This window comes from Leifsonia sp. NPDC014704 (assembly GCF_043083605.1).
Classification (GTDB): Bacteria; Actinomycetota; Actinomycetes; order Actinomycetales; family Microbacteriaceae; genus Leifsonia.
The window spans coordinates 2,112,774-2,125,930 of record NZ_JBIBYW010000001.1 but is presented as its reverse complement, the minus strand read 5'-3'; the positions used below and the strand labels follow the sequence as shown (position 1 = coordinate 2,125,930).

General features: G+C 71.3%; 12 protein-coding genes. 4 read left to right on the top strand and 8 right to left on the bottom strand.

The features are described from left to right. Nucleotides 1-2: 2 nt before the first annotated feature. Together ACF1AJ_RS10270 and ACF1AJ_RS10265 are read right to left on the bottom strand one after the other, a co-directional pair. Entirely contained in the window at nucleotides 3-926 is a 924-nt protein-coding gene (locus ACF1AJ_RS10270; RefSeq protein WP_391507220.1) for an aldose 1-epimerase family protein, read from the bottom strand. Between the two features lie 101 nt (nucleotides 927-1,027). Beyond that, entirely contained in the window at nucleotides 1,028-2,479 is a 1,452-nt protein-coding gene (locus ACF1AJ_RS10265) for a PucR family transcriptional regulator (RefSeq protein ID WP_391507219.1), read from the bottom strand. Nucleotides 2,480-2,570: 91 nt separating this feature from the next. Between ACF1AJ_RS10265 and gabT the strand changes: the two genes are divergently transcribed. Further along, complete coding sequence (gabT, locus tag ACF1AJ_RS10260; RefSeq protein ID WP_391507218.1) at nucleotides 2,571-3,932, top strand: 4-aminobutyrate--2-oxoglutarate transaminase; 1,362 nt, start codon at nucleotides 2,571-2,573, stop codon at nucleotides 3,930-3,932. Next, nucleotides 3,929-5,413: an NAD-dependent succinate-semialdehyde dehydrogenase gene (locus tag ACF1AJ_RS10255; protein WP_391507217.1), complete on the top strand. Its 1,485-nt coding sequence runs from the start codon at nucleotides 3,929-3,931 to the stop codon at nucleotides 5,411-5,413. Before gabT ends, ACF1AJ_RS10255 begins: the two co-directional genes overlap by 4 nt. 27 nt (nucleotides 5,414-5,440) lie before the next feature. Here ACF1AJ_RS10255 and ACF1AJ_RS10250 read toward each other — a convergent pair whose 3' ends face one another. Beyond that, complete coding sequence (locus ACF1AJ_RS10250; protein ID WP_309856444.1) at nucleotides 5,441-5,665, bottom strand: three-helix bundle dimerization domain-containing protein; 225 nt, start codon at nucleotides 5,663-5,665, stop codon at nucleotides 5,441-5,443. A gap of 58 nt (nucleotides 5,666-5,723) precedes the next feature. On the opposite strand from ACF1AJ_RS10250, the gene ACF1AJ_RS10245 reads away from it, so the two are divergent. Beyond that, the gene (locus tag ACF1AJ_RS10245) at nucleotides 5,724-6,416 is read left to right on the top strand and encodes a PhzF family phenazine biosynthesis protein (RefSeq protein ID WP_391507216.1); all 693 of its coding nucleotides are present in this window, start codon (nucleotides 5,724-5,726) and stop codon (nucleotides 6,414-6,416) included. A 75-nt stretch (nucleotides 6,417-6,491) separates the two neighbouring features. On the opposite strand, the gene ACF1AJ_RS10240 is transcribed toward ACF1AJ_RS10245, so the two are convergent. From ACF1AJ_RS10240 to ACF1AJ_RS10220, 5 genes are all read right to left on the bottom strand, one after another. Beyond that, on the bottom strand, nucleotides 6,492-7,985 hold the full coding sequence (locus ACF1AJ_RS10240; protein ID WP_391507215.1) for a catalase: 1,494 nt from the start codon (nucleotides 7,983-7,985) through the stop codon (nucleotides 6,492-6,494). Nucleotides 7,986-8,025: 40 nt separating this feature from the next. Continuing rightward, nucleotides 8,026-8,466: a Fur family transcriptional regulator gene (locus tag ACF1AJ_RS10235; RefSeq protein ID WP_391507214.1), complete on the bottom strand. Its 441-nt coding sequence runs from the start codon at nucleotides 8,464-8,466 to the stop codon at nucleotides 8,026-8,028. A gap of 30 nt (nucleotides 8,467-8,496) precedes the next feature. Next, nucleotides 8,497-8,691, bottom strand: a complete 195-nt coding sequence (locus tag ACF1AJ_RS10230; RefSeq protein WP_309856456.1) for a hypothetical protein — start codon at nucleotides 8,689-8,691, stop codon at nucleotides 8,497-8,499. A gap of 105 nt (nucleotides 8,692-8,796) precedes the next feature. Next, on the bottom strand, nucleotides 8,797-10,524 hold the full coding sequence (locus ACF1AJ_RS10225) for a cation:proton antiporter (protein WP_391507213.1): 1,728 nt from the start codon (nucleotides 10,522-10,524) through the stop codon (nucleotides 8,797-8,799). A 38-nt stretch (nucleotides 10,525-10,562) separates the two neighbouring features. Then, on the bottom strand, nucleotides 10,563-11,129 hold the full coding sequence (locus tag ACF1AJ_RS10220) for a TetR/AcrR family transcriptional regulator (RefSeq protein WP_391507212.1): 567 nt from the start codon (nucleotides 11,127-11,129) through the stop codon (nucleotides 10,563-10,565). 165 nt (nucleotides 11,130-11,294) lie between these two features. Between ACF1AJ_RS10220 and ACF1AJ_RS10215 the strand changes: the two genes are divergently transcribed. Continuing rightward, nucleotides 11,295-12,875, top strand: coding sequence for an MFS transporter (locus ACF1AJ_RS10215; protein WP_391507211.1), 1,581 nt, complete (start codon nucleotides 11,295-11,297; stop codon nucleotides 12,873-12,875). Nucleotides 12,876-13,157 lie beyond the last annotated feature (282 nt).

Genomic DNA, 13,157 nt, shown 5'->3' with positions numbered 1-13,157 from the left:
CGCTAGACGGCGCGGATGGTCCAGGACGCCGTCGCCGAGGCGCCCGGTTCCAGCACGATGAGGTCCGTGCCCGAGTTGTAGGCGTCCGGCGGGCACGTCATGGGCTCGACGGCGAGTCCCAGGCGATTCAGTTCGGGAACCGGCTGGTCGGCCGTGTGGATCTGGACCCACGGGCAGTCCTCGCCCCAGGCGAGCTCCACGCCGGTGCCCTCCGCTGTCGTGACGCGGACGACCGCAGCGCCGTCCGCCGACCGGGTCAGGCCGGTGAAGGCGTGGTCGATGAACGTGTCGCCGATGGTCCGGGGTGTGCGGAAGTCCCAGTCGCCGTTCTGCTCTGTGGCGACGTCGGCCAGGCCGGTCGGGATCAGGCGGTCCTCGGTGACGGTGAGCACCCGGTCGGCGGGGAGGGACAGGGTCCAGTCGTCGACGCGCCCGTCGCCCGCGACGAGGTACGGGTGAGGGCCGGTGCCCCACGGCGCACGCGTCGGGCCGGTGTTCGTCCCGGTCACCGTCGTGTGAAGGCCCTCCTCGTCGAGCGAGAACGCGACCGTGACCTCCACGCGGTGCGGGTAGCCGGCCTGCGCCTCGATGGTCGCCGCGAGCGTCACGCTGTCCGCGCCGCGATCGACGGCGACGAAGTCGAGCCACGCCGCCAGGCCGTGGAGGGCGTGGCCGCGGGACGGCTCGGTGAGCGCGAGCTGCTGCTCGACGCCGTCGAACGTGTAGCGGCCGTCGACGACCCGGTTCGGCCAGGGTGCGAGGGTGGCGCCGCGGAACGCGGGTCGCACCTCGTCGGCCTCGAACGGGACGACGAGGTCGCGTCCGTCGAACTGGAGCGTCCGCAGGGTGGCGCCGACCGACGCGATGGTCACGTGGTAGTCGCCCGCCGTGAGGCCGAAGTGGGTACCGGAGATGGGTGTGCTCATCCGCCCATTCTCTCCAACGATGCACCCAAGCCAACAGTTCCTGAGTTTTTCGCACGAATGAGGCGCTTGAGACCGAAAAACTCAGGAGCTGTTGGCTTGGGTCAGGCGGAGGCCCGGAGGGCGGCGTACAGGTCGGCGCGGGCGGCGAAGGAGGTCAGATCGCGACCAAGCAGGCGCTCCGCCTCGGCGACGCGCGCCCGCAGGGTGTGACGGTGGATGCCGAGCTTGCGGGCGGCGACGTCGTACACGCCGTCCGAGTCGAGCCAGGTGCGCAGCACGCCCGGCAGCGTCGGGTCGGCCGCGGTCAGCGGCCGGAGAGCGCTCTGCGCCACCGCGCGGGCGTCCGGCGTGTGAAGCAGCGCCAGCATCCCGGCTCCCGCCACGTCTTCGAACGAGGGGATGGGGTCATCGGCGGCCGCTCGGCCCCGTGCTGCGTTCGCCTGCTCCAGCGCCGCGGGCAGCGCATCAAGCTCGGTCGGAGCCGACAGGCCGCCGCGCAGGTCGAACCGCACCGCGATGGCCGAGGCCGCGTCGTCGTCGCCGAGCACCAGGAGGTCCGCGCCCTCCCTGGCGAAGAAGCCGGATGCGTTGGCCTCGAGCCAGTCGAGCGCGGCGGCGATCGCCGGGCCGGTCAGCACGGCGAGGCGCAGCGGTGCCGCGGGGAGCGCCCCCAGCACCGGCTCGGCGACGGAGGCGGCGACCCCCAGATCGCCCGCGAGCAGGGCACGCCACACCGCCGTTCGGAGGCGCTCCCGCGCCGCATCGGCCGCCCGCGACTGCTCGAGCGCCAGCCCGGCAAGGGCGACGACTCCGGTCACCACCTGCTGGGCTGCAGCATCCAGTCCGTCCGACCCGACGGCCAGGACGCCGCGGAGGCGCCCCGCGGCGCCGAGGGTCTGCAGGGCGAACGGTCCGGCGTCGGTCCCGACCGTGCCCGCCGCGCGCCGGCCGCTCCGCAACAGCGGATCGGCCGCGTCCGCGAGCGCCCTGCGGGCCCGTGCGTCGAGCGCGCCCGACGGATAACTGCGCGCCACGGCGCCGTCGCCCCCGACGAGCGCCACCGGCCGCTCGATCTGCCGCGACAGTTCGGACAGCACCGCTCCAAGCGCGTCGGGCCGCAGCGCCGCGAGCGAGATCGCACGCGACGCTCGCAGGGCCCACGTGCTGCGCGCGTACGCATCGGCGGCGACCCGGTCCGCCACGAACCGCGCCACGGCGATGAACGGCGTCCGATATGGCACCTCGAACAGCGGAAGGCCGTACCGGGTGCACGCCTCGACGAGCGCTGCCGGCGCCCCGTCGCGGACCACCTCCGTGCCGAAGCCCAGCGCCGCGATGCCGTGCTCGGCCAGCCGGCCGACGTACGGGTCGGCGTCCTCCGGCGGCTCGGTCACCAGCAGCACCTGGCCGCGCGACAGGAAGGGCGTCGGGTCGGGCAGGTCCGAGCTGTGCGCCCACGCCAGCGGCGCATCCGGGTCGCCCACTCCGGCGGGGGTCAGCAGGCGCAGGCCCAGCTCGCCGCGCGCGAGCAGCTGGGTGAGGGTGGCGGGCATCGTGCTCCATCTGCCAGGGTGTCGATCCCTGACGCTGCGATTGTACGTTGCGTCCAGGTCGCGGTTCGCGCCGACTTCTTACATTCGACTCATGACCATCCTCGACACCGCCATCGACACCCCCGTCGGCGGACCCTCGCTCCCGCAGGAGCGCCGGCTCGTCACCCCGATCCCCGGCCCCGAGTCGCGCAAGCGCGCCGAGCGCAAGGCGCAGGCCGTCGCCGCCGGCGTCGGCACCACCATCCCCGTCTACACCGTCGCAGCGGGAGGCGGCGTCCTGGTGGATGTGGACGGCAACTCCCTCATCGACTTCGGTTCCGGCATCGCCGTGACGGGCGTGGGCAACGCCGCCCCGCGCGTCGTGGACGCCGTCACGGCCCAGGTCGCGGCCTTCACCCACACCTGCTTCACCGTCGCGCCGTACGACTCGTACGTCGACGTGGCCGAGGCGCTCAACCGGCTGACGCCCGGCGACTTCGCCAAGCGCAGCGCCCTCTTCAACTCGGGTGCGGAGGCCGTCGAGAACGCGGTCAAGATCGCCCGCCACTACACGGGCAAGCAGGCCGTCGTCGCGTTCGACCACGCGTACCACGGCCGCACGAACCTCACGATGGGCCTCACCGCCAAGAACCAGCCGTACAAGAACGGCTTCGGCCCGTTCGCCCCGGAGATCTACCGCGCACCGCTCAGCTACCCGCTCCGCGACGGCGGCCTCTCCGGCGCCGAGGCGGCCGCCCGCGCCATCACCATGATCGAGAAGCAGATCGGCGCATCCAACCTGGCCGCGCTCATCATCGAGCCGATCCAGGGCGAGGGCGGCTTCATCGTCCCGGCCGACGGCTTCCTCCCCGCCCTGCAGCAGTGGGCGAACGCGAACGGCGTCGTCTTCATCGCGGATGAGGTGCAGACCGGCTTCGCTCGCACCGGCACCATGTTCGCGTCCGAGCAGTTCGGCATCGTCCCCGACCTCATCGTCACCGCGAAGGGGATCGCGGGCGGCCTCCCGCTGTCCGCCGTCACCGGCCGTGCGGAGATCATGGACGCCCCGCAGGTCGGCGGCCTCGGCGGCACCTACGGCGGCAATCCGCTCGCCTGCGTCGCCGCGCTCGCGGCCATCGAGACCTACGAGCAGGAGGACCTGGCGGCGCGCGCCCGGCAGATCGGCGACATCCTGTTCGAGAAGCTGGGCGCCCTGCGCGACGCGGACGCCCGCGTCGCCGAGGTCCGCGGCCGCGGTGCGATGGTCGCCATCGAGCTCGTCGACCCCGCCACGGGTGAGCCGGATGCCGCGCTCACCGCGAAGGTCGCCGCGGCTGCCCACGCGGCCGGTGTCGTACTGCTCACCTGCGGCACCTACGGCAACGTTATCCGCTTCCTCCCGCCGCTCAGCATCCCGGACCACCTCCTCATCGAGGGGCTGGACGTCGTCGCCGAGGCGGTGGCGGGCGCATGACCATCGTCGACACCACCGCCGAACTGACCGCACGCGAGGCCGAGCTGCTCGCCCGCGTGCCCGACGGCCTGTTCATCGCGGGCCGCTGGGAGGCGGGCTCCCGCGACCCGATCCAGGTGCAGGACCCGGCCACCGGACGCGTCATCAAGCGCATCGCCAACGCCGATCCCTCTGACGGCATGCGCGCCCTGGATGCGGCGGTCGCGGCCGCCGACGAGTGGGCCGCCACCGCGCCCCGCGTCCGCGCCGAGATCCTCCGCCGCGCCTTCGACCTGCTGCAGGAGCGCCGGGACGACTTCGCCCTGCTGATGACGCTCGAGATGGGCAAGCCGCTCGCCGAGGCGAACGGCGAGGTCACCTACGGCGGCGAGTTCCTGCGCTGGTTCTCGGAAGAGGCGGTGCGCATCTCCGGCCGCTTCGGTCAGAACCCCGAGGGGACGGGCACCATGGTCGTCTCGCAGCGCCCTGTCGGCCCGTGTTTCCTGATCACCCCGTGGAACTTCCCGCTCGCCATGGCCACCCGGAAGATCGCCCCGGCGCTCGCGGCGGGCTGCACGGTCGTGGTGAAGCCCGCCGAGCTGACGCCCCTGACCACGCTGTTCTTCGCGCAGCTGCTCGCCGACGCGGGAGTGCCCGCCGGCGTCGTGAACGTCATCCCGACGAGTACGGCGCGCACGGTCTCCGAGCCGATCATCGCCGACCCGCGGCTGCGGAAGCTGTCGTTCACCGGCTCCACCCCGGTGGGCCGGTCGCTGCTCGCCCAGGCCGGTCAGAACGTCCTGCGCACGTCGATGGAGCTCGGCGGAAACGCGCCATTCGTCGTGTTCGGCGACGCCGACCTGGACAAGGCGGTCGAGGGCGCGATGCTCGCGAAGTTCCGCAACATCGGCCAGGCCTGCACCGCCGCGAACCGGTTCATCGTGCACGAGTCGGTCGCCGACGAGTTCGCCCGCCGGGTCACCGAGAAGGTGGAGGCGCTGCGGATCGGCCGCGGCACCGAGCAGGGCGTCACCATCGGGCCGCTGATCGACGACCGCGCCGTCGCATCCATGTCGGCGCTGGTCGAGGACGCGGTCGGACGCGGAGCCCGGGTGCTCACCGGCGGCTCCGCGCCGCAGGGCGATGGTTACTTCTTCGAGCCGACCGTGATCGTGGATGTGCAGCCCGGCAGCGAGATCCTCCGCGAGGAGATCTTCGGGCCGATCCTCGCGATCACCGCCTTCTCGACCGAAGACGAGGCGGTGGCGGCGGCGAACTCCACCGAGTACGGCCTCGTCGGCTACGTGTTCACCCAGGACCTGGCTCGCGGCCAGCGGATGATCGAACGTATCGACACCGGGATGATGGGCCTCAACACGGGGCTGGTGTCGAACGCTGCGGCGCCGTTCGGCGGTGTGAAGCAGTCGGGCCTGGGCCGCGAGGGCGGCCTGGAGGGCATCCACGAGTACCTCAGCACGAAGTACACGCTGATCCCGGCCTGACCGGGATGACAGGGAAGAGCGCGCCGGTCAGTCGGCGCGCTCTTCTGCGTTCAGCTCCTGCTTGACGTCGTGCTCGATCAGGACAGGCACGAAGTCGCGGACCGGTGCCCCGTCGAACTCTTCGTGGTGCTTCTCGACCAGCTCGTCGATGCGCTCGCGCGGCACTTCGGGATAGCGTTCGGCGAGCCGCTCGGCGGCGTGCTCGACGGCGAGGTCCTCTTCGTTGGCGTTCTGGCGGTCGTCGATCGTCATGGCGCGATTATGCACCCGCCGGGTTAACGAAGTGGAGGCCTTCTGCCAGGCTGATGCCATGGATGAGACCATCGAAGTAGTCGTCGTTCGCGTGTTCACGAACGAGAGCGGCCGTAACGGCAACGAGCTCGGCATCATCACGAGCTCTCCGGCCACCGCGTCCCGCGAGCAGGACATCGCCAACGCGCTCGGGTTCAGCGAGACCGTGTTCGTGGATGCGCTGGATGAGGCGGGACGCGCCGCCACGATCCGCATCTTCACCCCGGCGCGGGAGCTGCCGTTCGCGGGCCACCCGAGTGTCGGCACGGCCTGGTGGCTGTCCGATCAGCGGACCCCGGTCGATGTGCTGCGGGAGCCCGCCGGAGATGTCGAGGCGACCGTCGACGACGACACCGTGTGGATCACCGCCCGCGCCGAGTGGGCGCCCACCTTCGAGTGGCTCGAGCTGCAGTCGCCGGAGGATGTGGATGCGCTCGACCCGTTCGCGTTCACCTCCGGCCACCACTACGCCTACGCGTGGATCGACGAGGCCGCGGGCACGTTGCGCTCGCGGATGTTCGCGCCGGACATGGGCATCATCGAAGACGAGGCGACGGGCGCGGCGGCCATCGCGCTGACGGCGCGCCTGGGGCGGCCGCTCAGCATCCTGCAGGGCGAGGGGTCGCAGCTGGCGACCGAGCCGCTCGGCGACGGCCGCATCCGGGTCGGCGGGAGCACGGTCTACGACCGCACCATCGAGGCGACGCTCTAGCAGCGGTCTCCGAAACGCGGCACGCCGCCATCCCGAGCGGGATGACGGCGTGCCGCGTTTGTGGACGGGTCGCGCCTACTCGGCGACGCCCACGTACTCCGCAGCCTCGTCCGGGGTCTGCGCCGCCGAGTCGAGGCGGTCGCGCAGTGCACGGCCGAGGGATGCGTCCACGTTCGTCCAGTACTGGATGGCACGCTCGCGGATGTCCTCGCGCTTCACGCCTCCGACGGCGCCGGCGATCGTGTCGAGGAACCGGGCGCGTGCCGCGTCGTCGAACACCTCGCGGTACAGGGTGCCGGCCTGGCCGAAGTCGTCGTCCTCCGCGTGCAGCGTCGCCGCCGAGCGGACGAGCACGCCGTCGGACTCCCACGAGCCCTCGCCCGCGCGGTCCGCGTGAGCGGACGGGCCGCCGAACGAGTTGGGCGCGTACACCGGGGCGTCCGCAGGCTTGAAGCCGTGCCGCGCCGCGCCGTCCTGCGAGTAGTTGTGCACCGGCGCGACCGGGCGGTTCACCGGCAGCTCGTTGTAGTTGGTGCCGACGCGGTAGCGCTGGGCGTCCGGGTAGGAGAACACGCGGGCCATCAGCATCTTGTCGGGGCTGATGTCGATGCCGGGGACAGTGTTCGCCGGGGAGAACGCGGCCTGCTCGATTTCCGCGAAGAAGTTCTGCGGGTTCTCGTTGAGGGTGTGGATTCCGACCTCGATCAGCGGGTAGTCGCTGTGCGGCCACACCTTGGTCAGGTCGAACGGGTTGAAGCGGTACGTCTTGGCGTCCTCGTACGGCATGACCTGGACCGACACGCGCCACGCCGGGAAGTCGCCGCGCTCGATCGCCTCGTACAGGTCGCGGCGGTAGTAGTCCGCGTCGGCGCCGGCGAGCTGCTCCGCCTCGACGCCCGTGATCTCCTCGTTGCCCTGCAGCGAGTGGAAGTGGTACTTCACCCAGAAGCGCTCGCCCGCCGCGTTGATCCACTGGTAGGTGTGCGAGCCGTAGCCGGGCATGGTCCGCCACGAGCGGGGGAGTCCGCGGTCGCCCATGAGGTAGGTGACCTGGTGGGCCGACTCGGGCGACAGTGTCCAGAAGTCCCACTGCATATCGGCGTCGCGCAGGCCGGAGCCGGGGAGGCGCTTCTGCGAGTGGATGAAGTCGGGGAACTTGATGCCGTCGCGGATGAAGAAGACGGGGGTGTTGTTGCCGACGATGTCGTAGTTGCCCTCGGTCGTGTAGAACTTCACCGAGAAGCCGCGCACGTCGCGCCAGGTGTCGGGCGAGCCCTGCTCGCCCGCGACCGACGAGAACCGCTGGAGGGTGCGGGTGGCGGTACCGGGCTGGAACACCGCCGCCTTGGTGTAGGCCGTCACGTCGCCGGTGACGACGAACTCGCCGAAGGCTCCGCCGCCCTTCGCGTGGACGATGCGCTCGGGGATGCGTTCACGGTTGAACTGGGCGAGCTTCTCGACGAGGTAGCGGTCGTGCAGCGCGGTGACGCCGTCGCGTCCAGCCGTCAGCGAGTGGGCGTCGCTGGCGACCGGGGTTCCGGTCTGGGTCGTGGTGTAGTCGTCCGTCATTGTTCTCCCGGTGTCGGTGAGCGCTCGCGAGTCTGAGCGTTCAGGATTGCTGAGCGCGCGTGGCGCGCTCCTGGCAGGACGGGCACAGGCCCCAGAACGTGACCTCGGCCGTGTCGATCGCGAAGCCGCCCGCATCCGAGGGATGTAGGCAGGGCGCGTGACCGACGACGCAGTCGACGTCGGCGACCGCACCGCATCCGGTGCACACCACGTGGTGGTGGTTGTCACCGGTGCGTCGCTCGTAGAGCGCGGCGGAGCCCGCGGGCTCGATCCGCCGCAGCAGTCCCGCCGCGGTCAGGTCGCCCAGAACGTTGTGCACGTTCTGGATCGACGTGCCCGGAAGCGACGGCAGCACCGTCCGGAAGACGGTCTCCGCATCGGCGTGCGGTCGGTCCGTCAGCGCTTCCAGCACCGCCACCCGGCCGCGGGTCGCCTTGAGGCCGGCCGCGCGCAGTGCGCTCTCGAGCCGTGCCGTGTCCATGACTCGACCCTAGCCCGTCATTTTGAATTACTAAAAATACGTGATGACCCGGGCGTGGCGCCGCCCGAGTTCGCCGCGCGAGCGGCGGGTCGGCAGTTTCTCGTGTGCGATGGTGACCGGGCCGATGGCCTTGCTGATCGTGCGCAGGGCGTCGCCCTCGGTCTCGGCCTCGACGGCGACGACCATGCGACGTCGGTCGCGGCTGCGAATCACAGTGAGTTCCATGACGCTCCTCTCCTCCCGCCCCCTGCGGGTGTCACTCACTTGAGACGAAACGATGGAGCGGTCATGACGCCGGAGCCGGGGTTCGCAGACGTCTGTCAGGAATTGCTAGCGCGAGCGCGAACGGAGGCGGGTCTCCTCCAGGTCGAGCAGCGCCTGCGCCTCGGTGAGGACGCGCGACGGGTACGACCCGCGGGAGCGCTCGAGCAGCAGGCGCTCGCGCTCGGCGTCGACGACGGCGAGCCGCAGCGTCCGGTACACGTGGTGCGGGCGGCTGTCCTGCGGGGTATCGCTCAGCAGGGTGCGCTCCCACGCGGACTCCGCTCGCAGGTACGACGACTGCCGCACCCGCTCGACGACCTCCGGATCGATCGGCGTCGACGTCTGCGCCGCGGTCTCCGGGTCGTCGAGCACCGAGAGCCCTGCCTCGCTCAGGTCGTCGAGGAGCTGCGCGAGCAGCCGGCGGTCCTCGCGGGCATCCGCGCCCTGGAGGCCGAGGGTCCGGATCAGCCAGGGCAGCGTCCCGCCCTGCACGACGAGGCTCACGAAGGCGACGGTGAAGGCGATGAGGATGAGCTGAGGGCGGTACGGGATCTCGCTGGGCAGCGACTGCGCCGCCGCGAGGGTCACGACGCCGCGCATCCCGGCCCAGCCGAGGACGACGCCCCCCTTCCAGTCGATCGCCTCCTGCCGGTACTCCTCGAGGTCGGTGCGATGCCGCTCGTACCGCTGCTCGGCTCGCTGTTTACGCAGCGCCTGCCACCGGTAGCGGACGGGATGGTCGCGGAAGTAGCTGATCATCAGCCACTCCCGCAGCACCGAGCGTTCGGCGAGCTCCGCGCGTCTTCGCAGGCCGAAGATGAGCGGGACGATCAGCACGAAGCGGATGATGATGAGCGACAGCACCGCGATGAGTCCGAGACCCACGGCGTTCCACACGCTCAGCACCTCGGGGTTCTCGACGTCGCCGACCAGCGTTCGCAGTTCGAGCCCGATCAGCAGGAAGACGCCGTTCTCGAGCAGGAACTGGATGGTTCGCCAGTTGATCTGATCGCTGATCCGCGCCTGGGCGCTGAACTGACGTGGTGCGGCGTGGCCGGTGTAGAGGCCGGTGATGACGACGGCGAGGACGCCGGAGCCGTGAAGCGCCTCGGTCGGCGCGAAGGCGGCGAACGGGACCACCACGGAGAGCGCCGTGTCGAGGACGGGGTCGCTGAGCTTCGACCGCACCCAGACCGAGACGAAGCCGACGACCAGTCCGACCACGAGCGCGATGAGTACGGCGGACACGAAGTCGACCACGCCCGCCCAGGGGGTCGCGAGGGTCCCGAGCGCAGCCGCGAGGGCCGTCCGCAGGAGAACGAGGGCGGTCGCGTCGTTGACCAGGCCCTCGCCCTCCAGGACGGTCAGAAGACGGGGCGGCAGGCCGAGCTTGCGGCCGATCGACGTGGCCGCCACGGCGTCGGGCGGGCTGATGATCGCGCCGAGCGCGATGGCGGCGGCGAGGTTGAGGTCCGGCAGCATCGTGAACAGGACGAAACCGGAGGCGAAGGCCGTGATCACGACCAGGACGACGGAGAGTCCGGCGATCGGGGCGAGGTTCCGCCGGAAGTCGGTCAATGGGACGCTGATCGCTGCGGCGTACAGGATCGGCGGGAGGAGCCCGTCGAGGATGATCTCGGGCGGCACCTCGATCTCGGGCACGCCGGGCAGGAACGACAGGGTGACGCCGACGATGACGAGGATGATCGGAGCCGCGATGCCGAGTTTGCGCGAGAACGCGGCCACGCCGACGATGACCGCCACGGCGATCACCGCATAGACGCCCAGCTCCATCCTCTAAGCGTACGGGGCCGTCCGGCGGGGCGCCCGGGTCAGCGGGGGCGGAGGCCGTCGATGGCCATGGCGAGCACGCGGTCGCGCTGCTGGTCGTCGTCGAAGGCGACGCCGGCGATCCCGGACACCATGCGGATCACATCCCCGATGGTCGCGTCGGAGCGCAGCTCACCCGTCTGCTGCGCCCGGCGCACCAGCGGCTCGCCGGCGTCGTAGAGCGAGGTGCGGCAGCTGAGGAGGACGGGGGAGTCCTTGTTGAGGCCCTCGATGAGTGCCCGCTTGGTTCCGACGTAGGCGATGAAACGGCGGAGCCAGGCCTGGACGGCCTCCCACGGCTCGAGCGATCCCGCTTCCTCCGCTGCGCGGACGACGGCGGCCACCTCGTCGATGTACACGGCCTCCACCAGCGAGTCGCGCGTGGGGAAGTTGCGGTACAGCGTCCCGATCCCGACCCCGGCGCGGCGGGCGATGTCCTCGAGCGAGGCGTTCGGTCCCTGCTCGGCGAACGCCTCTCGCGCGGCGGCGAGCAGCGCGTCGAAGTTGCGTCGGGCATCCGCCCGCTGCGGTCGGGCGACGCTCGGTGCGGTGGTCTCGGTGCCGGTCACGGCAGCTGTCCTTTCGGGTCGGACCTCGGGGGTCGAAAATTCGAGGTTGCGAAGCGGAGGCACCCTCCGGTAATGTGATCAACGTAACCGGAGGAGCCCTCCGAACGGAGCCTCCCTCCAATTCTACGCCTTTCGGCACACCTCGAGAAACGGAAAACCCGGACAATGTCTCGATCCCATCCCGGACTGACCTTCGCCACCCTGGCGCTCAGCGTCGGTTCCTTCGCGACGCTCCAGTCGCTCGTCGTCCCCGTCCTCCCCGTCATCCAGTCCGACCTGCACACCACGACCGCAGGCGTCACCTGGACCATGACCGCGTGGCTCATCGCCGCCGCCGTCGCGACGCCCCTGCTCGGTCGCGTCGGCGACCTCGTCGGCAAGCGCCGCATCCTCGTCCTCGCGCTCCTCGCCGTCGCTCTCGGAAGCGTCGTGGCCGCCGTCGCGCCGTCGATCGGCGTCGTCATCGCCGGTCGCGTCATCCAGGGCCTCGGCGGGGCGATGTTCCCGCTCGCCTTCGGGATCATCCGCGACGAGTTCCCCGCGCGCCGCCTCCCGTCCGCGATCGGCGCCATCGCCTCGATCATCGCCATCGGCAGCGGGCTCGGGACGGTGCTCGCCGGACCCCTCGCCGACGCGCTCAGCTGGCGCGGTCTGTTCCTGCTGCCCGTCGCCCTGACGGTGACCGCCGCCGTGCTCGCGCTCATCTTCATCCCCGAGTCGCCCACCCGGGCGACCGGCGGTGTGAACCCGTGGGCGGCCGTTCTGCTCTCCAGCTGGCTCGTCGCGCTCCTCCTGCCGCTGAGCACGGGCGCGCAGTGGGGCTGGTCGTCGCCGGGCGTGATCGGCCTGTTCGTCGCGGCCGCACTGCTCCTCGCCGGCTGGATCATCGTCGAGCTGCGCTCGCGGCATCCCCTCGTCGACATGCGGCTCATGCGCGAGCCGGGCGTCTGGTCCATGAACGCGGCGGCCGTCTTCATCGGTGCCTCGATGTTCGCGATCTTCGCCTTCTTCCCGCGGTTCGTGCAGACGCCCACCTCGACCGGGTACGGCCTGGGCGCATCCGTGGCGGAGTCGGGGATGCTGATGCTCCCGATGCTGGTGACCATGGCCGTGACCGGCTTCCTGAGCGGCCCGCTCGCCCGCTGGGTCGGCTTCCGCGCGCAGATCGTGGTCTCCGCTGCGCTCATGGGGGCAGCGGCCCTGTCGCTCGCCTACCTCCACGGATCGCTCGTGGCCGTCGCAGCCGCCTCCGGCGTGTTCGGCATCGGACTCGGCCTCATCTACGCGGCCATCACGAGCGTGGTGGTGCAGAGCGTTCCGGCCACGCAGACCGGAATCGCGAGTGGGATGAACGCCAACCTGCGCACGGTCGGGTCGGCGGTCGGGGCGGCCGTGATGACGGCCCTCGTCACCGGCGCGATCGCTCCGGACGGGCTGCCCGCGGAGTCCGGCTACACCGAAGGCTTCACGACGGCGGGCGTGCTGGCGCTCGCGGCGGGGGCGGTGACCGTCGTGGCCGCGTTCCTGATGCGGGCGGCACGTCGCCGCGTCGAGGCGGAGGCTGAGGAGATCGTCGCGACCGCGGTCGTGGAGACGGTCGATCCCGCTGGCGCGGTGGTGGACATCGCCGCGCTGTCCTCCGCCGAGGCCGAGGCGGCCGAGATGGCTCGCCTCGCCGCGAAGGTCGAGGGGGAGCTGTCCGTCGCCCCGCGCGACGGACGCCGCGAAAGCCTTGAGGTCGCCTGACCCGTCGCGTCACTCCACGGAGCCCGGACCCGAGTGGGTCCGGGCCTCCGTGCTGTCCGTCCCGTCGGAGATCCGGCGCTCCCGCGCTCGGATCTCCATCCGTACCGCGGTGCGTCGGAGTTTTGGGGCACTTTGTCCGACGTTGGTCGGCCTCGGGGTCCTGCGGGCTACGGTCGTGACCTGCCGGTTCTGCGCTCGGATCTCCATCCGTACCGCGGTGCGTCGGAGTCTTGAGGCACTTTCTCCGACACTGAGCGGCGGAGGCGGGCGGCCGACGGGAGC